The sequence below is a fragment of the Streptomyces sp. NPDC096193 genome, assembly GCF_040302905.1.
Classification (GTDB): Bacteria; Actinomycetota; Actinomycetes; order Streptomycetales; family Streptomycetaceae; genus Streptomyces.
Window position 1 is genome coordinate 1 of record NZ_JBEOSJ010000048.1, and the last position, 18,838, is coordinate 18,838.

General features: G+C 68.7%; 17 protein-coding genes and 3 pseudogenes. 11 read left to right on the top strand and 9 right to left on the bottom strand.

Annotated elements, in window-relative coordinates; all coding sequences use genetic code 11:
* Window positions 1-302 precede the first annotated feature (302 nt).
* Window positions 303-1,079 (bottom strand): SDR family NAD(P)-dependent oxidoreductase, encoded by a 777-nt coding sequence (locus ABTX78_RS35215; protein ID WP_352210836.1) that lies wholly within the window; start codon window positions 1,077-1,079, stop codon window positions 303-305.
* 28 nt (window positions 1,080-1,107) lie between these two features.
* Entirely contained in the window at window positions 1,108-2,406 is a 1,299-nt protein-coding gene (locus ABTX78_RS35220) for a hypothetical protein (protein WP_352210837.1), read from the bottom strand.
* Window positions 2,407-2,555: 149 nt separating this feature from the next.
* On the opposite strand from ABTX78_RS35220, the gene ABTX78_RS35225 reads away from it, so the two are divergent.
* From ABTX78_RS35225 to ABTX78_RS35245, 5 genes are all read left to right on the top strand, one after another.
* Window positions 2,556-2,843, top strand: a complete 288-nt coding sequence (locus ABTX78_RS35225; RefSeq protein ID WP_340470517.1) for a hypothetical protein — start codon at window positions 2,556-2,558, stop codon at window positions 2,841-2,843.
* Between the two features lie 24 nt (window positions 2,844-2,867).
* Window positions 2,868-3,212: a DUF6247 family protein gene (locus tag ABTX78_RS35230; protein WP_352210838.1), complete on the top strand. Its 345-nt coding sequence runs from the start codon at window positions 2,868-2,870 to the stop codon at window positions 3,210-3,212.
* Window positions 3,209-3,529: a hypothetical protein gene (locus ABTX78_RS35235; protein ID WP_352210839.1), complete on the top strand. Its 321-nt coding sequence runs from the start codon at window positions 3,209-3,211 to the stop codon at window positions 3,527-3,529. Before ABTX78_RS35230 ends, ABTX78_RS35235 begins: the two co-directional genes overlap by 4 nt.
* Before the next feature lie 773 nt (window positions 3,530-4,302).
* Window positions 4,303-4,638 (top strand): STAS domain-containing protein, encoded by a 336-nt coding sequence (locus ABTX78_RS35240; RefSeq protein ID WP_352210840.1) that lies wholly within the window; start codon window positions 4,303-4,305, stop codon window positions 4,636-4,638.
* Between the two features lie 179 nt (window positions 4,639-4,817).
* Window positions 4,818-5,375: an IS1096 element passenger TnpR family protein gene (locus ABTX78_RS35245; RefSeq protein ID WP_352210841.1), complete on the top strand. Its 558-nt coding sequence runs from the start codon at window positions 4,818-4,820 to the stop codon at window positions 5,373-5,375.
* Here the strand turns inward: ABTX78_RS35245 and ABTX78_RS35250 are convergent.
* The 4 genes and pseudogenes from ABTX78_RS35250 to ABTX78_RS35265 form a co-directional block, all read right to left on the bottom strand.
* Window positions 5,359-5,705: pseudogene (locus tag ABTX78_RS35250) on the bottom strand (IS3-like element ISMyma3 family transposase); the annotation flags it as partial. The gene ABTX78_RS35245 and the pseudogene ABTX78_RS35250 overlap by 17 nt on opposite strands.
* A 116-nt stretch (window positions 5,706-5,821) precedes the next feature.
* On the bottom strand, window positions 5,822-7,189 hold the full coding sequence (locus tag ABTX78_RS35255; protein WP_352210842.1) for a replication-relaxation family protein: 1,368 nt from the start codon (window positions 7,187-7,189) through the stop codon (window positions 5,822-5,824).
* Window positions 7,190-8,719: 1,530 nt separating this feature from the next.
* The gene (locus tag ABTX78_RS35260) at window positions 8,720-9,097 is read right to left on the bottom strand and encodes a PIN domain-containing protein (protein ID WP_352210843.1); all 378 of its coding nucleotides are present in this window, start codon (window positions 9,095-9,097) and stop codon (window positions 8,720-8,722) included.
* Window positions 9,094-9,237, bottom strand: coding sequence for a hypothetical protein (locus ABTX78_RS35265; protein ID WP_352210844.1), 144 nt, complete (start codon window positions 9,235-9,237; stop codon window positions 9,094-9,096). Before ABTX78_RS35265 ends, ABTX78_RS35260 begins: the two co-directional genes overlap by 4 nt.
* 41 nt (window positions 9,238-9,278) lie before the next feature.
* On the opposite strand from ABTX78_RS35265, the gene ABTX78_RS35270 reads away from it, so the two are divergent.
* Window positions 9,279-9,437 carry a hypothetical protein gene (locus ABTX78_RS35270; RefSeq protein ID WP_352210845.1) on the top strand — a complete coding sequence of 53 codons (159 nt, stop codon included), beginning with the start codon at window positions 9,279-9,281 and terminating at the stop codon, window positions 9,435-9,437.
* 216 nt (window positions 9,438-9,653) lie between these two features.
* Here ABTX78_RS35270 and ABTX78_RS35275 read toward each other — a convergent pair whose 3' ends face one another.
* Window positions 9,654-11,045: an NsdA family TPR-like regulatory protein gene (locus tag ABTX78_RS35275; protein WP_352210846.1), complete on the bottom strand. Its 1,392-nt coding sequence runs from the start codon at window positions 11,043-11,045 to the stop codon at window positions 9,654-9,656.
* Between the two features lie 317 nt (window positions 11,046-11,362).
* Here ABTX78_RS35275 and ABTX78_RS35280 point away from each other — a divergent pair, with 317 nt between their 5' ends.
* The 3 genes from ABTX78_RS35280 to ABTX78_RS35290 all read left to right on the top strand — a co-directional run bounded on the left by ABTX78_RS35280 (window position 11,363) and on the right by ABTX78_RS35290 (window position 14,986).
* Complete coding sequence (locus ABTX78_RS35280) at window positions 11,363-13,129, top strand: asparagine synthetase B family protein (RefSeq protein ID WP_502994062.1); 1,767 nt, start codon at window positions 11,363-11,365, stop codon at window positions 13,127-13,129.
* Window positions 13,130-13,157: 28 nt separating this feature from the next.
* Complete coding sequence (locus tag ABTX78_RS35285) at window positions 13,158-13,595, top strand: NUDIX domain-containing protein (RefSeq protein WP_352210848.1); 438 nt, start codon at window positions 13,158-13,160, stop codon at window positions 13,593-13,595.
* 71 nt (window positions 13,596-13,666) lie between these two features.
* Window positions 13,667-14,986 carry a UDP-glucose dehydrogenase family protein gene (locus ABTX78_RS35290; RefSeq protein WP_352210849.1) on the top strand — a complete coding sequence of 440 codons (1,320 nt, stop codon included), beginning with the start codon at window positions 13,667-13,669 and terminating at the stop codon, window positions 14,984-14,986.
* Between the two features lie 257 nt (window positions 14,987-15,243).
* Here ABTX78_RS35290 and ABTX78_RS35295 read toward each other — a convergent pair.
* A pseudogene (locus ABTX78_RS35295) lies at window positions 15,244-15,517 on the bottom strand (transposase family protein); the annotation flags it as partial.
* 386 nt (window positions 15,518-15,903) lie between these two features.
* Window positions 15,904-16,521, bottom strand: coding sequence for a DUF4352 domain-containing protein (locus ABTX78_RS35300; RefSeq protein ID WP_352210850.1), 618 nt, complete (start codon window positions 16,519-16,521; stop codon window positions 15,904-15,906).
* Between the two features lie 328 nt (window positions 16,522-16,849).
* On the opposite strand from ABTX78_RS35300, the pseudogene ABTX78_RS35305 reads away from it, so the two are divergent.
* Together ABTX78_RS35305 and ABTX78_RS35310 are read left to right on the top strand one after the other, a co-directional pair.
* Window positions 16,850-17,233 (top strand): annotated as a pseudogene (locus ABTX78_RS35305) (Scr1 family TA system antitoxin-like transcriptional regulator); the annotation flags it as partial.
* Window positions 17,230-17,946, top strand: coding sequence for a hypothetical protein (locus tag ABTX78_RS35310; RefSeq protein ID WP_352210851.1), 717 nt, complete (start codon window positions 17,230-17,232; stop codon window positions 17,944-17,946). The pseudogene ABTX78_RS35305 and the gene ABTX78_RS35310, both read left to right, overlap by 4 nt.
* The last annotated feature ends 892 nt before the right edge of the window (window positions 17,947-18,838 follow it).

Consider the following 18,838-nt stretch of genomic DNA (forward strand, 5'->3'; position numbering starts at 1 on the left):
GGGCCCACGCGATGCGTCTCTGCCCAGCAGAGCAACCCGACGGGACAGAGCACCACGGCCCGAATTAACCAACAGCGTCCCCTCACGGGCGGCGGCCCGTCCCATGCTCTGACGACATTTCTCGTGAACATTCCCGAGCCCGTCAGTCTGCGTGGTGCTCGCTGTAGTGCTCGCGGCGCAGATCATCGACAAGGCTTCCGGTCCTCGTGCCGACTGAGTGAGCGTCGGGCGCCGTGCCCCCGGGGAAGGACGCGGCACCCGGACAAAGCGACGGTGCGACCATGGCGCACCGTCTGCTGTGGCTATGTGGTGTAGCGGGTGGCGAGGGCCGGGGACTGGCCGCCGAAAGCGGCGAGGTCGGCGGTGAACACGTCCTTCAGGAGCTGGTGGTCCTCGACACCGGGGGCGATGACGGTCTCGCCGAGCCCCAGGCCGCGCAGGGCGCCGGTGACGAGGTCGTCCGCGCTCATGCGGGGCACGGCGCTCATGTCCAGGCCCTGGGAGGAGTGGAACTCGGTGGCCACTACGCCGGGGCAGACCACGCCGACGGTGACGCCGGAGTCCTCGACCTCGGCGGCCAGGGTCTGGGTCATGGCGACCAGGTAGGCCAGGGTTCCTGCGTACACGGCCCGGCGAGGCATGACGGTCTTGTCGGCGGGGCCGGAGAAGGCGATCATGCCCGCGACGTTGAGGATGGTGCCCGTTCTGCGCTGCTGCATGGGGCCCACCGCGGCGCGCATGAGCTGGGTGGGGGCGAGGACCTTGACGTTGACCAGTTCACGGGCCTGGTCGGCGGGCAGGTCGGCCAACGGCATGTAGTGGGAGACGCCGGCGTTGTTGACGAGCATGTCCAGCGGCTCGGTGGCGCAGATCGCCGCGAGGGTATCGATGCCTTCCTCGGTGGAGAGGTCGGCGGTCACGGTGCGGACCTTGACTTCGGGGTGGGCAGAGGCGAACTCGGCGAGGCGTTCCTGGCGACGGCCGACGATGATCAGGTCGTAGCCGTCGGCGGCGAAGCGCTCGGCGAATGCCTTGCCGATGCCGGAGGTCGCTCCGGTGACGAGAGCGAGCTTGCTCATGTGGGGGTTTCCTTTCGAGGGGTCCGGCTCAGGCGGCCGGGTCGGTGGGGGTGCGGTGCCCCCTGGGCCGCTCCCCGCAGGCTCGATTCCGGCCGCGGCCGGAGTGGAGCCTAGGAGGGCTGCGGTGGTACATCACGAACAGTTTGCCGTCGTGGGAGGCCGCAGCCGACTCGGCCATCGGCTTGACGGGGCCTTCCCTGGCGACGAGCTTGGGGACACCGACCCCCACCCCACCGCTGCGGGGGAACGCGATGTACAGGTTTCCGTTCGTGCTGCGGTAGAGGAACCGCATGGTGTTGTTGTGGACGGTGAGGGTCGGGCCGTGCAGCGTTTGCACGGGCTGGGGGCCGATGTCGCTCCACTCGGTCCTGCCGGCGAACGTCGAGTATCGCCCGTTTCCAAGGCGCACGGTAAGGTCCGTCGGGCTCTCGCGCTTGGCCCGCCACAACCTGCTGTCGTGCCAGGCGAGGGAGATGGGTTTTTCCGACCGCCAAGGAGTGTCCTGGGTGGCGTCGGACCAAGACCCTCCGGACAGGACTTTGTCCCTGCTGATGCCGTCGAGGCCGACGTGCACCAGGTATACACCCACCGCCATCGAGGGTCCCTGGCACAGGGACACAGCCGTGGACGCCCGGTGCCTGTCGAGTTCGGTCAACGCCCTCCACGAGGTGCCGTCGAAGGTGCTCCAGTACACGTAGTCGTTGCGGCCGACGAGGACACAGTGCAGTTTCCCGTCGTGTGCGGCCAGGGCGGGAGCGTGGTAGGAGGCCCAGTTGCTGATGCGCTGGGGCTCGCTCCAGGTGTTCCCGTCGCGGACGGTCAGCATCACCGCGTTGTCGTTCTCGTGGATGTACGAGGCGTACAGCTTGCCGCCGTAGACAGCCAGGGCCGGGGCGGACATGCTCTCCCAGGGCAGGGTAATCGGGTCGCCCCAGCCGTCGTCGCCTTCGACGACGTACTCCAGAGTGCCGACCGGGAAAGGCACCATGTCGCCGGAGTACTTCACCCGCAGCTCGTGGTAGCCGTCCCCGTCAAAGTGCCAGTTGGTCCGGCCTCGGCGGGCGAGCAAAGCCAGATCGAACTGGTCCAGCGCGATCGGCCGTTGGCAGGACAGGTCGTCATCGTTGCGCAGGTGGTCCATCAGCCAGGCGAACAGGACCACCAGCTCGCCCATGTAACCGACGATGTCCGTACCCGGCAGCACACCGGCCATGTTCCACCACCACGTGCTGAAGATGTGATCGGATAGCTCGTTCAGGGCACGCTGGAGGGCGTCGTACCAGGCGCTGGTGCTCGCGGCGAGGACGTCATACGCGAGCGCGATCATCAGTGAGAACCCTTAGTCCTCGGGCACGGTCGCGGCGCATCGACCGTGCCGGCCCACTGCTCCCGCCCCCCTTCCAGCGGGATTCGATCATGCCCGCCTGTCCTGAGCGCCGCTTGCGATTTATGGGATGCGTCCCTCACTATGGGCTCATGGCATCCCAACGAACCGAGCGTGCCAAGACGCATGCCCTCGTCAAGGCCGCCGCTGACCTCTACGCCGAGGTGGACAAGGCTCGCGCCCGACTTGGTGAGCTGTTGCTCCAATCCGACGAAGCCACCCGCCGCGCCCTCACCGAGGGGCCGAATGGCGCCGGCACGGCATTGGTCGCCCTCACGGGCAAGGATCCGACCACGCTCTACGCTGCCCGTGACCGCGCCGCCGATCGCCTCAACAAGCAGCAGGAAGAGACGCCCCCAGCAGCCCCCGCCGCCGCCTGACCACCGCCTCGAAGGACGACGCCCATGACATCACCCGCCACCGGCACGAGGGGCATCCCGTCAATGCCGGAGAGGGACCCGAAGGCACTTCGTGCAGCCATCGCGCAGCACGCGCCGAAACTCCTCGTCGACTTCGACCGGCACTGGCGCCGCGACATTGCCGACGCCTACGACCTCGCCCCCGTTCCCGCCTTCATGGCCCGTTGGTGGGGTGAATACGCCCTTGCCCGCAACCCGGACATGGAAGCCGAAGTCCACCGCCTGGAAGACGAAGCCGTGCACGAGCCCGACTACAACCGCGGCAAGGCACTTATTGAGCGAGCGGGACGTCTCCGACGTGAGGCGGCAAAGGCTGAGCCCGGCCAGTGACAGACTTCATGGGGCCGCCCTGGCAAGCCGACTGGACCGAGGAAGCCGCGAGCAACCGGGCGGCTCTCCCCGAAGAAGCTCGCGTCCTCGTCGACGCCGCCCGCGCCGAGCTGGTCACCGCACAAGACCCCTACTTCCGAGGCATCGACGCGGACCGAGACCTACCTGCCGCAATGAGTGTCGAACCCGTCCAATCGACTCGCCCCAGCGGCGAACATGTCCTCTATCTCGACTACGGCCGCGGGTGGCTGCGATACCACTTCACTCCCCGCACCACAGACCCACAGATCGTGATTGATGAGTGCTTTTGGCAGTAGGACACCCCTTCTTGGACTCCTCCACTCATAATCAGCAGCCTCAATGCTGCTTGCACTGCCCCGAACACCGGTAGCTACCACGACACGGATCGTCAACCACCTGCGGACCCAGCAGACGCATGAAGTGGTCCTCCCATTCCCGGGGCAGCCGACCCTGCCGCTCAGCAGTCACCATCACTCAACGCTCCCCGCGCTGTCGTCGCTACGCCGGCCACCCCAGGCGGCCCATCCTCAGCAGCTGCCTGCCCGGCGTCCGTCTGTGAGCCGGCCGCCTGGCGGGGGCGGGCAATCGGACGGGCCCAGGAGTCCGGGGGCTCACGGGGCGGAATCACCACGTTGACGGCCAGATGCGTGGGCCTCCCCGACCGCAGCATCGAGCAGGACGGCCAGACGGTCACTGGCGCACTGGTGCGCGATACCCGGGTTCGGGCTCAGCACCAGCGAGCCCCCGACCACTCGGCTCGCCCACCCTGTCGGACGTGTAACGCGCGGCATGACCGGCTTTCCCAGCACCGCCAGCAGGATCACAGCCCTGCGAACCCTGCCGACCTGCATCCGCGGCTTGCCCACTACCGGAAGACCAATCACAGCAACAGGGACATGCTGATAGCAGGGCTTGACCAGGCCCCTTGGGTCAGCCCGCCAGGTGTGGGCCAGATGCTGAGCGGCGCTGGCCCACACCGCATGCCCAAAAGGACCCGTCTCGCGACCGGCCACTCGTGTCACCGGCGGGAAGAGCAAGTATGCGCCGCGCGCGCTCGAGGGAGGCCGCTGTGACTGCCGAACATCCCCCACCCCCACAGGCCGCGTCCGGCATCGTCATCTACGCCGTCGGCCGGCGGGCAGAGCTGGTCCTGTCCGGAGCGGTCGGGCCCGAAGCCCTGCCGGAGGTGGAGAGAATCCTCTACTCCCCGCCCCTGAGCCACGCAGGCGAATGGTTCCTGGATATGCGCGAAGTCACCCGCTTCGACCTCGCCAGCGCCTACGCACTGATACGGGCCATCACCTCCCGGACAAAACTCCCAGCGGTCACCATCCACGGAGCTCCACCGATGGTGCAGCGGACACTGCGGCACACCGGCGTCCACAACGTCGCCACCATCACCTAGCCACGGCGGCTGAGCATGCCCACCCTGCCGAGCAGCGCCAAGGAGGCAGAGCGCTGGCCACGTGTGCCGGCAGCCAGCAGAAACTCCCCACGTACCGTCACCTCGATCCCCCACCTGGCAGTGACATTCAGTAGCCTCGGCGCTGACTTGGGGACCTGGCGCATGAAGGGGTTGTGATCGTGGCACGTACCTGGCTGTCAATCCGGGTGGAATTGGTCTCCGGGCACGGCGGTGATCTGTGGCCTCGGCCCGGCCGGGTCTTCGCCGCCGCGCGGTCGCACTCCTTCGCCGAGCTCGCCACGGCCATCGATCTCGCCTTCGGCCGCTGGGACCCGGCCCACCTGCACCTGTTCACCTTGTTCGACGGCACCCGGGTCAGCCCCCTGGAGTGGTGGGACGACGAGGCCCCGGACGGCACCGTGGACGGCAATGCCACCAAGCTGAGCAGGCTGCAAGCCGGTGAACAGTTCGCCTATGTCTTCGACATGGGCGACAACTGGGCCCACCTGTGCACCGTGGCGGAAAAGCGCATCGACCCCCTCGACGAACTCGGCGAGGCGCCGGACCGCCCGATCCCTTACTGGGGCTGGGGCAGCCTCCCAGACCAATACGCACGCCGCTGGGACGGGGACGACGGGGAGTCGCCGATGCCGAAGCAGCCAAGCCGTGGACTCAGCGACCTGCCTCCCATCCTGCCGTGGTGGGGCGAGCACCGCCCTGGCGGTGCGCATCGATGAACGCTACGAGCGCTTCGACGGCCGGTCGAGCTCGGCCGCGAAGAAAGCCGAGGCCGCCTTGAGGATCTCGTTCGCCCGCCGCAGCTCAGCGTTCTCGGCCTTCAGCCGCTTGATCTCCGCGGCCTCCTCGGAGGTGACGCCGGGCCGCCGGCCTGCGTCCACCTCGGCCTTGCGGACCCAGGTCCGCACCGTCTCTGCGGCGCCGATGCCCAGCTTGGCTGCGACCGCCTTCATCGCGGCCCACTCGGTCGGGTAGTTGGGACGGATCTCCGCGACCATTCGAACCGCACGCTCACGAAGCTCAGCAGGGTAGGGGGACGGACGTGCCATGACTCGATCCTCTCAGGGAATCGAGCCTCCATCAGACCCGGAGCGGTTCAGTCACCGTCGCAAGGTGACCGTCGCTCCAGTTCGTACACCGTGAACCCGCCTGTTGGACGAACGGGTCAGCGTCCTTCGGCCCGTGCGCGGAAACGAGCGAGGATGCCGCTCTGCCGGGCGGCTTGTTCAGCAGTTATCCGATCAGCATCGGCCTTCTCCTGGCGGGTGCGCTCGCAGTCGGTGCACAGGCCGTATTCGGAGGGCTGGCCGGGATCGGTGTCGTCGCCGCAGGCCGTGCACGGCGGTGTGGCCGCCCACGGTTGCGCCTGCTGCCGTGGTTGCGCCTGCTGCCGTGGTTGCGCCCACTCCGGGGGGCGGCTCGCATTGTCTTCGGCTCTGCGTGCTTCGGCGCGGGCGAGGTACTCATCATGGGTGTCGGTGTTGGTGAGGGCTTCGGTGAGCGTCTGCCGGGTGGAGCGGCCGAAGCGCCACCAGGTCGGCCCGTGAGGTCCGCGGGTACGCAGTGTCGCGAGATGGGTGGCGATGACAGGGACAGTGTCGGTGAAGTCCCGCCAGCCGTCCCGCTCTTGCATGGGGAGGGTGGACCACGGATCCCCGTAGCTGGTCCACCGGCCTTCCCAGCAGTCACGGGACAGGTCCCGGATGTGCTTGATGCGGTTCATCCCCGCCTCCGCGCCGATGTCTTTGGCGAACACCAGCGCCACGGGCGGGAACCCACCCCGGCCGGAGTCCTCCCAGACGGTCGACCACAGCGCCACGTCCCCGCCGGCCGGGTCCTTCACCTGCCGGCGGAAGAAGGCGCGGTATCGCTCGATCTTCCGCGCTACCACCGCGGGCGGCTCGGTGTGGTTGTCGACCTCCACGAACAGCACGGGCACCCCGTGCTCGGGAGCGGTCAGCACCCCATCGGCGCGCAAGGACCCCTTCGCCGGGGCAGTGAACGTCCCCGTGACCGGAAGCGCGGTCTCGGTCTCCCAGCCGCGCAAGTGCCCCAAGCCCTCCGGCCGCACCGGCGCCACCCGTTCCACAGCTCGCGGGGTCGCGGTGCGGCGGGCCACGGGTTTCGTCGGCAGTGCCGGCGACTGCCGAATCGCGTCGACCGTGTCCGTCACCGCCAACGCGTGCGCAGCTCCGGCCTTGGCTGCCTCACGGGCCGTGCCACCCATCTCCCGCACCGGCCGCCCCAGTTCCGACGCTGCCGCCGCCAGCCCGGCCGTGGTCAGGTTCCACACGTCACGGCCTACCGGCAGACCGTTCGCCCCAGGCCTGGACGTACGGCCCACCGATTCCACCAGGCCAGCATGCCGCAGGTCCTTGCACGCATTGCGCACCGTCTGCGCATCCGCCGTCCCCGGCAGCACCAGCCGGCGCAGCTGTTCAGCGGTCGCCACCTTCACCACCCCCAGCGCGAGCAGCACCAGCGCCCGCGCCCTGGCCGTCGACTTGTACGGCCACCGCCCTACCCCACCCACCCGCACTCCCCTCCCCACGCCGCGCCCGCCGACCCGGCGGGCAACCTCCAGGGCGGGGCGGGCACCTGAGCCCCAGGCTCCGACCCCGCACACCCAACTCCACCACCCCCCACTGACAAACAAGACAGGGAGTAGCGGGGTGTCGAGGTGGCCACCGACTCAGAAAACAGGCCCTGACCTGCACACATGAACGCCTGTCGTCAGTAGATCGCTGTAGGGCAGAGTGTAGGGCGGGCTGTAGGACGGACTATAGGAGCAAACGTGAAACTCGGCAGGCCTGCCCCACCTCACCGAGCCGCTGCACACCGCATGCTCTACACACCCCGTAACCCGCGGCCAGCCACCCTGCGCAGACACCCAAAAGCCGACGACCAGGAAATGACAACCGAATTGCCTACCGCGTACACGCGCCGCTGAAACAGCAAACCGCCGCGACCCCCCGACAGAACCCGCAGAATGACCGGGACACCGCCTCAATACGCACCACAAGCGTGACAGCGAGCCAGGCTCGGCGCGTGATCACCGCCTCGGCCGGTACGACGGCCGTGAAACTGCACGAGACCATCCCCGCGCGTGCGGGGAGCAGACGAATGCGTTCGCCCGCCGGATCGCGGTCTGGGAGACCATCCCGCGCAGGCGGGGAGCAGGACGGGCCATTCTCTATCCTCCAGTCGGTCGCGGGACCATCCCCGCGCAGCTGGGGAGCAGTACACCCCCGTCGCCCTCGGCCGAGCCGGTGGAGGGACCATCCCCGCGTAGGCGGGGAGCAGTTGTACGCGATGTCCGAGTAGTCCTCAACCTTGGGACCATCCCCGCACGTGCGGAGAGCAGTCTCGAAGTGCCGGTTGTCGCCGACCTTTCGGGGGGACATCCCCGCGCGTGCACGGAGCAGAGCCGTTCCCCACCACGGCCGAGCTCAACTCAGGGACCATCCCCGCGCGTGCGAGGAGCAGCGTGGCACTGCGGGCCGTCCGGGTCGAAGGTGGGGACCACCCCCGCGCCTGCGAGGAGCAGGGTCGCGTTGATCATCTCCCGCTCGTTTCGCAGGGACCATCCCCGCGCATACGGGGAGCAGAGGTCGTCGAGCGCGGTGGACGCGGCGGCGATGGGACCATCCCCGCGCGTGCGGGGAGCAGGGATCGACGTTCCTGCCACAAGGCTCCGACCGGGGACCATCCCCGCGCGGGCGGGGAGCAGTCTGCGCCTTGTCGCGCTCAGTGATCAGCTTGGGGACCATCCCCGCGTGCGCGTGCGCGTTCCATGCCGAAGTTGACGATCTCGGGTGGGACGGGGCCATCCCTGTGGGGTGCGGGGAGCAGCCGAACGACACCATCAACGACCTGACGTACTGAGGACCATCCCCCGTATGCGGAGAGCAGACGTTCCTGCGCCGCGACCACCCGAAGACGAAGGGATCATCCCCACGCGTGCGGGAAGCAGCTCGCCACCCCCAAGAATGGGTGGAGGACGTGGGACCATCGTCGCGCGTGCGTGAATGATCAGGCCATGCCACAACGCGTGACGTAGCCCTCAGGTGAGGTCCAAGACACGAACCGCCTCGCCGCTCCATCTGTCCGGTTTTGTGGTGGCGATGATCGCCCCGGAGGGTCGTTCCGGGGTGGGCTGCGCGACGTACTGGCTGTGGGCTGCCGCCCAGGTCTTCTGCCGGGCCACGGCCAGGGCTGCTGCGAGGTCCAGGTCGAGGACGGTGACACCGAGCAGGGAGGCCAGGTGCTCCGCAGTTCCGGGCCGGACTCGGTCGGCCTCTACCAGCGCACACGCCGGGGCATAAAGGAACCAATCAGCCTCGGCATGGGCTCGGTGAATGAGACGGGAGGCGAGAACATTGCCCTGCCCCGCCGCCGCCATCGCAGAGTCGTCCAGAACGATTTGCACGGCATCACTCACAGGACGGTCACCCGGGCCAGGCGCCGGTCCAACTCGCTGTCCAGGACTTGTTCTTCGGTCTCGGTCGGGGCATAGCCGTTCCACGCCTTCAGCGCAGCCCGCGCCTCCTCGGCCCTCTCGACCCTCTCCGCCGGCGTCAAAAGAGTCTCAGCCAGACGCGCAAGCCCGCATCCGCGACGCCATGGACCGGCTTCTGGCCGGCCAACCCACCTGCTCCAATGGCAACCTCACGGCGGTCGCACTCGCCGTGGAGGCCGATGTTCACCGCATGGCCCTGCAGAAACGCCACGCCGATCTCAAGGAGGAGTTCTACGCGCGAGTTCGCGCAGAAACGCACTAGACGCCGGAGGTCGAAGCCCGTCTTCGCAAAGAGGTAGTCCGCCTGAAGCAGGCTCTCAAGGACTCCCGAACGGCCGAGGCCAAGTCCCGGCATAGAGCCGAGCAGGTGGCCCTAGCGGCTGCCGTCCTCATCCTCCGCAAGCCCGTCTGTGATGATCAACCCGGCCCTGGAAACTTCGTCCCGATCCGCCCACCCGTCGGCTGAAGGCCCAGGCCGTCACGCAGCGACGCCGAGTTCCTTGCGGGTCCGATGCACGAACTCGCGGACGGCCGGCTCACGCCGCCAAGGGGCCAGGGCCGTGTTGAACTCGCGGACGTAGTCCTTGGCGCGCGAGGACTGGACGCGGGCGAGGATGTCGACGCTGCGGTTGCCGAGCTCGAGGCCGTGGTCGAGGTCGCGTGCCTGGAGGTGGGCAGTGCCGACGATGGCCAGCCGCATGCCGACGGAGCGGGTGAAGACGCCGGGCGCCATCGCGGCGGCCTGCTGGTTCCATGCCAGGGCCATCTTGGGATTCTTCAGGTCCCGGAAGATCTCTGCTGCGTCCGCGGACAGGCGAGAGTGCGCATAGAAGTCGATCCACGCGGGCTCGTCGCCGCTGTCCGCCTTCGCCTGGCCGAGGAGGTCTTCGGAGGCTTTCAGGGCCCGGGAGGCGGCCCGGGGGTCGTTCTCGCGGGCGTGCGCGCGGGCCTCGATCAGCTTGGTGAACGCCAGCACACGAGGAGCGGCCTGGCCCTTGGCTCGCTCGAAGGCGCCCTGGGCCATGTCCACGGCCTCGGAGGCGAACCCGCGCATCAGGGTCTGCATGGCCATGGTGGTCAGGACATAGCAGCCCAGCTGAACGTCGCCGCCGGCGCGGGCGAGGCGGAGGGCCTGGATGAAGTGCCGCTGGGCGGTATCGTGCTCGCCGACATCGAAGGCCGTCCAGCCCGCGAGTCGCGACAACTCGGCGGTCACGGAGAAGAGTTCGCGGCCGATGTCGTCGGAGAAGGTGCCCTGCAGCAGCGGGCCGGCCCGATGGTCGAGGCAGTCGGTGACGGAGTTGGCCTTCCAGTTCCCGCCGCCGTACTTGGAGTCCCAGCGACGCGCGTCGTCTGCGGCCTCGCGCAGTTCGTCGAGGTCAGCGCGGCCGACCTGCTGACCGCCCTTGTGGTCGGCGGTCTCGTCGGCGGGGGTGACCAGCCATCGGGTGACGGGGGTGGTGAAGGCGGAGGCGGCGAAGCCGCATCCGGCCAGGAAGTCGCGGCGGTTCACGGAGCTCCAGAACGAAGTGGCGACGCGGACGGCGTCGGCGGGGTCTCGCGGGAAATCCAACCCCACCGATGCGTCGATTGTCTCCGCCTCGCCCATACCGATCTCGACGAGGTCGACGGGACGGCCGAGCCGTTCGCCGATGGCCTGCGCCAACAGCTTGGGGACCGGCCATTTCGGCGTCATCCCGCGCCTGCACCAGTTCGCCACGGAAGTGTGTGAATAGTCGGTCTCTATCCCGGCGACACGGGCGAGCTGGTTGACGCGCAGAGCCAGGGACTTGTGGCTCGCACCGCTGGCTTCGATGAGCCGGGCCAGTTCCGCGTTGGGCGGACGGGTCCGGCGGGTGGTCGACGCCACGACTCTCCCCTTTGCCGGTGACCGGACACGCACGGCTCGAACAAGCAGTTGAGCACGTATGTCTGTACTTGGTGGAGCACAAGATCCGTACTCGACGAGAGACGAAGAGTCGTACGCGTTCCGCGTGTTGGGTCACTGACGATATGCCTCTCCGACTGCCCGCGAACCGTGCTTGCGAGTTGTGAGCCCCCCTGCGAGCCCTCCCCCTGCCCTCGGCGGGCCGCTGTGATGAGAGCCCAGGCCGCCGCCGGGACCGGATGGATCTCCTTCCGGCGGCGGCCCGCCAAGGCACCACCAAACTCGGGGGTGAACCAGATATGTGCGGAATCGCAGGACTGGCCGGAGCCGACGCAGTCCGGCACGAGCACACGGTCGGCGCGATGGGCGCCACGCAAGCGCACCGCGGCCCGGACGGCACCGTGCACGCCGCCGCGAGCGACGGGCGGGCCGTGCTGGCCATGAACACGCTACTGATCGTCGACCCGCAGGCCATGCCCGGCCCCTACTGCGACCGCGAGAGCGGGGTGCTGCTGGCCTTCAACGGCGAGATCTACAACTACCGTCAGCAGGCCGGCGCCTGGGGCATCCCGCTCGGCCCGAGGGACACAGACGCGCACTTCGTGCTGCGGGCCTGGGCCAAGCTCGGCCCGTCCTGCCTGGACGGACTCGACGGCATGTTCGCTCTGGCCATCTATGACCCGCGCGTCGGGAAGCTGTTCCTGGCTCGCGACCGGCTCGGAGAGAAGCCGCTCTACTGGCGTCTGGACGGCGGCCGGCTCGCTTTCGCCTCCGAGGTCACCACCCTGACCGGCTACGGCCCGGCGCCGCTGGTGCTGCGGCCGGAAGTGCTGGCGATCGAGACGCCGGTCGGCGTCGATACCCCCTACCAGGGCATCCAGCTGCTGGCCCCCGCCACTCTGTCGTCCTTCGACATCGCCACCGGCTCACTGGATCAGCGTGTCTACTGGCGTCTGGAGGACCGGCAGCCGTTCACCGGGTCCTACCGGGAGTCCCTGGCTGAGTTCTCGGTCGTTCTGGCCGAGCAGGTCCCGCTGCGGGCCCCGGCCTGCGACTTCGCGCTCTTACTCTCCGGCGGCCTCGACTCCTCGGCGCTGGCTTACCTGATGCGGCCGCCCGTCTGCGTCACCGTCCGCTACCCCGGCCAGGACCGCCTCGACGAGTCGAAGATCGCCTCGAGGATCGCCTCCGACATCGGTGCCGAGCTGATCGTGGTCGAGCCGAACCCCATCGACTTCACCAAGGTCCTGCCGCACATGATGTCCGCGCTGGACTACCCGATGGGCAACGCATCCACCTTCTCCGAGTACATGGCCTACCGAAAGATCGCCGACCTCGGTCTGAAGGTTGCCATCGGTGGGCTTGGGCCGGACGAGTTCCTGATGGGCTACGTCCGCCACTCCCTGGTCCTGTTCGGACCGGACGCCGTCCTGGGCGCCGGGATGGACGCCTACAGGCCGCTGGCGGCCAAGCTGATGCACGCCGCCGGCGAGGACCTTGAGGCCGCCGAAGCGGTCACCCGGCTCGTCATGCGCGGCCCCGACCCCGGCCGACGGATCCACGACCTGATCGCGGTCGCGATGGAGAAGGCCGACGGGGACCTGGCCCGCGCACTCACGCTCGCTGACCTGGCGACGGCCTGGCGTCCGTTGGTGATGACGAGCGACAAGCTCGCATCCGCCTACGCCCTCGAGCGTCGGTCTCCCTTCCTGGCCCGGGAGCTGGTCGAGCTGTCCTACCGGCTGCCGCAGGAGCACAAAATCTGTCACCCCGCCGAGGGCAAGCGGATCCTGCGGGACGCCGCCAAGGCGCTCGGGCTGCCGCGGGAGGTCTGGAGCAGCCGGGACAAGCTCGGCTTCGCCTCTCCGGTCCCGTCCTGGCTGAACGAGGAACTCTCCGGCTGGGCGGACGCCCAGATCAACAACGCTCTCACGGAGGCTCCGGCCACGATGCGGCCGCTGCTGGAGGGCGGGCTCAAGCCGGGCGGCCGGTTCGACCGGACCCGCATGCAGGCGCTCATGGCAGCTGCCTGGTCTTGTGACCAGACGGTGACGGCTGCGGCATGACGACCCCTCACGTCACTACGGTGTCCGGATGCACCAGGACACCACTGCCGGTCTCCCGGCCACCGCCCGCGGAGCGGTCGCGATCATCATCAACCGCCGCGGCGAAATCCTCCTCCACCTCCGTGACGATCTGCCCGGCATCGCCTGGCCGGATCACTGGAGTGTTCTGGGGGGCGGTTGCGACCCCGGCGAGGACCCGGCCGCCGCGATCGTCCGCGAGCTCGACGAGGAAGCCGGCCTGACCGACATCGCCGATCTCACCAAGCTGTTCGAGATCCGTGACGAGCACGGATCTGGGCAACTGATCACGTTCTTCGCGGCCTCCTGGGACGGCGATGAGACCACGCTGCCCCTCGCGGAGGGCGTCAAACTCCAGTTCCTCGCCCCCGAGGACCTCGAATTCCGCATGATCCCGCCGTTCATCCGGCACGGGATCAACCGCTATCTGGCCGCCCGGCCCGCCTGAGCACCCCGCCCCTTCCGGGCAGGGAAGAGGCGGGGCCGCCGTCGGCCCCGCCTCGCAAAGGAACCCCGCTCATGAAGCTCACCGTGATCGGCTGCGGCTACCTCGGCGCCACCCACGCGGCCTGCATGGCCGAACTCGGCCACGAGGTCCTCGGCATGGACTCCGACATCGACAAGGTGCACGTCCTCAACTCCGGCAAGGCCCCGTTCCACGAACGCGACCTCGACGATCTCCTCGCCAAGCACACCGCCTCGGGACGCCTGAAGTTCACCGCGTCGTACGCGGAGGCCGCAAGCTTCGGCGACCTGCACTTCATCGGAGTGGGCACCCCGCAACTGCCCGGCGAGAACGCCTACGACCTCAGCCACCTGTTCACCGCGATCCGCCAGCTCGCACCCCGCCTGAAGAGCCCGGCCGTCATCGCGGTCAAGTCGACCTTCCCGGTCGGCACCGCGCCCCGCATCGGCGACCTCTTGCACGAGTTCGCACCCGCCGGCAAAGCGATCGAGGTCGCCTGGAATCCGGAGTTCCTACGCGAGTCGTTCGCCATCGAGGACACCCTCCGCCCCGACCGGCTCGTCCTCGGCTTCGAGGCCGAGCACTCCTGGGCCGAAGCCGTCCTGCGGCAGTGCTTCGACAAGATCATCGGATCGGGCACGCCGACGATCGTCACCGACTGGGCCACCGCCGAGCTCGCCAAGGCATCCGCGAACGCCTTCCTCGCCACGAAGATCTCCTTCATCAACGCCATCGCCGAGGTTTGCGAAGCCTCTAGCGCCGACGTCGGCCAGCTCGCCGACATCCTCGGCCACGACACACGTATCGGCCCCCGCGGCATGCGCCCCGGCCTCGGCTTCGGCGGCGGCTGCCTGCCCAAGGACATCCGCGGCTTCATGGCCCGCGCCGACGAGCTCGGCGTCGACCAGGCGTTGACGATCCTCCGCGAGGTCGACGCGATCAACAACCGGCGCCGCGAACGCATGGTCGACCTCGCCCGCGAACAGCTCGACGGCAACCTCATGGGCAAGCAGATCACCGTCTGGGGAGCCGCCTTCAAGCCGAACACCGACGACATTCGCGACTCACCCGCCCTCGCCGTCGCCCAGAAACTCCACGAACTCGGCGCGGAGGTCACCGTTACCGACCCCCAGGCTCTCGACAACGCCCGCAAGGCACACCCCGACCTCGACTACATCGACGACCCCATCGCCGCCGTCCAGGACGCCGACCTGCTGCTGCACCTGACCGAGTGGCCGCAGTTCTCCCACATCGACCCGCACCGCCTCGCCGCCCGAACCGCCACTCCGCGCGTCATCGACGGCCGCGGCACCCTGAACGCCGACACCTGGCGCGAGGCTGGATGGGCCGTCCGTGCCCTCGGCCGCCCCTGAGCCGGAACTTGGTCGCCCGGCCCGTGGCGCCGCCGCAATTGGCGCACGCGGCCGGGGCGGCCACCCAGAGCCACCGACAGCTCCCTGACGATCATGAAAGGGATGGCACACTGATCGGTCCAACTTACCCATCCTGTCTGGGAGATGACCTGCTGAACGCCACCCCCGCCGCCGACGCCCAGGGCGACGAAGAAGCCGCGGGACGTTCCGGCGGCTGTCTGTGCGGCCGCATCCGCTTCACCGCCCGGGCCGGCCGTGGCGCCCGTGTAGGCGCGGTCGGCCAGGATGGGGAACGCCCTGGCGTTCGCAGATCCGGATGATCCGGTGGCTGCGGGCCGCGGTCAGGTCGTGGCACCGGCCCGGCAAGGCAGGAGAGATCCACCGGACCTGGCCGGCTGGGTCGGTCACGACCTGTACGTTCACGCCGTGGCGGCGGTGCTTGTGGGAGTAGTCGGCCCGGCCGTCGCTCACTCGATCGCACTCGGCGAGCGTCCCGTCGAGCAGTAGGTACTCCGGATCCGTCTCGCGCAGGACCTACTGGTCTCGTCCGGCGCACCGCGTCGGCTACTCGCCGCTGGCCTGGCAGTCCCGCCAGCCCTGCTGGACCAGCACGTCCGCCAGCTCTTGCCCTGCCAGCGTCGGTCCCAGCAGCACGCGACAGCACCAGGACGACGGTCACCTTCTCATCCATGCGGCTACGCGCCTCGGTGCGACGGCGCAGCCGGGCGCAGACGGTGACGGCCAGTACTGCCGCCACTTTGGTCAGCGTTCTCCTGCCACTCGCCCTCGGCAGCTCCGCACAGCCGCCAATCCGCTTCAGCCGCCTGCTGCTTCCCTATCTGATTTCCGAGCACGCCCGGCTCTGCCACCGATGGTGAGGCACGACCATCAACGCAACTACACCCAAAGGGGAATCCTCAGGAGACGTTCCCGCGCACCCCCTCACCGAGCAGCCCATCAACGTACGTCACGTACTTCGCGGTGAAGCTGCCCTTCCCTGTGACGGCGCCGGAGATGTTCTCCCCGGGGGCGAGGTCGACGGTGTCGATCTGGTTTTCGTCGACGGCGAGTTCGGCGGTGTGCTTCGTGCCGTCAGTGTCGGTGATCGTGAAGTACAGCGGGTTTACGCTGATCCTGTTGTCGCTGTTGTTCATGATCGTGACGAGGACGCTGGTGTACGCGCCCCCGTCGTGCAGGACGCCCGGGGCGAACGTGGTCTTCTTCGCGGTGACCTTCACCGGCGCCGCGGGTGCTTCCTTCTTCTCCGCGGGCTTCGCGGCCGGCTTCTCGGCAGGGGCCGCCTCGGGCTCGCTGCTCAGCTTGACCGCGCTGCCCTTGCTGTCGGTGCTGGAGTCCTTGCCGCCGCCGGCGGCTGCGCCGATGAATCCGATAATGACGATGAAGGCGAAGATCCCGCCCATGACGATGCCGGTGATCGCGAGGCCGCTCATGCCCTTCTTCGGCGCGGGCGGCGGCATGTAGGGCACCGGGCCACCCCGGTAGGGCTGCTCCGGGCCCGGGTACTGGTGGCTCATCGCCTGTCCCCTCGTACGGTTCTGATGTGGTGTGGGGGGAACGCGAGGATATCGGTGAAGGTGGCGGTCCGTACCGGATTCAACCAAACCCGTTACCGCGTGGGGACACGGCGAAGCCCCACCCGCAGCCCACAGGCGCAGCCAACGCCGGAGATCAGTCGCCACAGGCCACGCGCGAGGCGGCGGGCGGTGCTCACACCCAGTTCACCGCGACGTCACCGATGGTGGCGGTGGCCACGGCTCAGATGCCGCCGGTCTGGCTGCCTTCCACCGTGCAGAAAGTGGTGGGGTTCGTCGGATGGGACTTCATGCACCGCGTCAGTACGTTCGTTGCAAGCGATCCAGCGTGATCCACGAACCAGGACACCGCTTCGCCCTCCTCATCGAGGAAGCCGCACTGCACTACCGGATAGGCGGCTCAGACGCGATGGCAGCCCAGCTCGGCTACCTCCTCACCGCCGGCGCACTGCCACAGGTGTCCCTGGGCATCATCCCCATGGCGACACCAGAGCGGACTCAGTGGCCCCGTGAGACGTTCCACATGTACGACGACAAACTGGTATCCGGCGAACTGATAACCGCACGAGTACGCATCACCCAGACCTCAGAAATCGCCCTATACCTCAAAGCATTCGAGCAGCTGCGGAGCATGGCCGTCTACGGACAAGCAGCCCGCGCCCTCATCGTCAAAGCGATCGACGCGTTGACGTGATCGAACCTCTACGGCCCGACATTGCACGCATCCCGATGAGCACCCTCGAGTGCGTCGGTGGCGCCCAGGGCCTGGTCCGGGCCGCCGACCATGTCGCCGCCAGACCCGCCGACACGGTGCTGGTAGTCGTCGCAGAGATGCTCAGCACCGTCTACAACCATCACGACACCACGCCGCAGTCCGTCATCTACAAGACCCTGTTCGCAGACTCCGCGGCAGCCTGCCTCGTCACTGGCAGTCCCCTGGGCCCGGGACTGCGGATAGACGACACGTGGGAATACGTCCTCCCCGCAAGTCGCGACCGGTACCGCGGCCGTCTCGACGCACACGGCCTCCACTTCGACTCCGAGACCACCGCCACCCAAGCAGTCAACGACCTGATGCCCGCCCTCCAGCTGTATCTGAAGCAACAAAACCTCGAACAACCCGACTTCGTCGTCCTCCACCCCGGCGGCCCCCGAATCCTGCACGACCTGGAAACCGGCCTCAACATCGAACAACCGGACCCGAGCGGGGGTCTCAGCCGCCACGCCTGGGCCACACTCCAGGAAGACGGCAACCTCGGCGGCCCCGCCGTACTGGCCGTCCTCGCCCGAACCCACCAAACCCCTCCACCCCCCGACAGCAGAGGCATCCTCCTCGGCGTTGGACCGGGCTTCAGCGCCGCCGCCTGCACCACAACCTGGACGAGCGAGCAAGACACGCTGCGTTAGCCGCGAGCCGGCCCTCGGCAGCCCTGCGCGGATCACAGGCCCAATCCGGGTTCACGCATAGAGGCGGAGGTGGTGCTCGGTGCAGGCGCTGCAGCTGCCGCCGCCGGCCGGATCAGCGCGCCGCGGGGTCGGCCCGGCACACGAACGGCAGGCCGGCCAGTCCAGGCACACTGGGCACAACCCGGTGCCGGTCACGGTGCCCGGACGGCCACAATCACCACACTCCACCAGCACGCCAGAGACCACCGGTGGCGCCGTAGTGCCGGCCGGCCGGAGATCGGGGTCGTCGGCCCCGCGCTTGGGACCCGACGGTGCACCAGCGGTGTCGCGGGCCGCGTCCGGGCACCACGCGCCGGACAACGCGGTTTCCGGGCCGGGTGATGTGCCCAGAGCCCGGAGGCGTGCCGCGAGCACAGCCGCGACACTCGTGTACACCTCCCGCGGCAACGCCCGGGCAGCGACGGCGTGTTCGACCTGCCGCACGCTCCAGCCCCGATGCAGCAACCGGTCCACCAACGCCCCCACGGTGTGAAGATCGGTCCCGGCCAGACGCAGCCGCGGATGGGCGGCGCCGATCCGCTCCAGCAGCCGCTCCCCCGGCGACACCTCACCAGGCAGCATCGCGCCGGGCGGCGGTGCGCCGCGGGGCGGTTCTGTGCCCGCCGACCGAGCCCCCGGTGCGGGCATGCCAGGAGCAGGCGATCCTTCTGCACACGTCGGATCGGGGGGAAGGGGGGCCCTTCTTCTCTTCCTTGTTTTCGTCTTCTGGTTACTGATGTTCTTACCCCCCGTGCCAACCAGCACTGGCTCCGCCAACATCGGAAAACCCGCTACAGGCAAACCCCACACAGGCACATCCAGCACAGGCCGACCCGCCGACTTGGCCCGCGCT

Excerpts from the sequence above, each read along its gene's own strand:
- ABTX78_RS35220 (WP_352210837.1), bottom strand. The coding sequence starts at position 2,406 with ATGATCGCGCTCGCGTATGACGTCCTCGCCGCGAGCACCAGCGCCTGG.
- ABTX78_RS35270 (WP_352210845.1), top strand. The coding sequence starts at position 9,279 with ATGGACCGGCTTCTGGCCGGCCAACCCACCTGCTCCAATGGCAACCTC.
- ABTX78_RS35225 (WP_340470517.1), top strand. The coding sequence starts at position 2,556 with ATGGCATCCCAACGAACCGAGCGTGCCAAGACGCATGCCCTCGTCAAG.
- ABTX78_RS35230 (WP_352210838.1), top strand. The coding sequence starts at position 2,868 with ATGACATCACCCGCCACCGGCACGAGGGGCATCCCGTCAATGCCGGAG.
- ABTX78_RS35280 (WP_502994062.1), top strand. The coding sequence starts at position 11,363 with ATGTGCGGAATCGCAGGACTGGCCGGAGCCGACGCAGTCCGGCACGAG.
- ABTX78_RS35300 (WP_352210850.1), bottom strand. The coding sequence starts at position 16,521 with ATGAGCCACCAGTACCCGGGCCCGGAGCAGCCCTACCGGGGTGGCCCG.
- ABTX78_RS35285 (WP_352210848.1), top strand. The coding sequence starts at position 13,158 with ATGCACCAGGACACCACTGCCGGTCTCCCGGCCACCGCCCGCGGAGCG.
- ABTX78_RS35290 (WP_352210849.1), top strand. The coding sequence starts at position 13,667 with ATGAAGCTCACCGTGATCGGCTGCGGCTACCTCGGCGCCACCCACGCG.
- ABTX78_RS35215 (WP_352210836.1), bottom strand. The coding sequence starts at position 1,079 with ATGAGCAAGCTCGCTCTCGTCACCGGAGCGACCTCCGGCATCGGCAAG.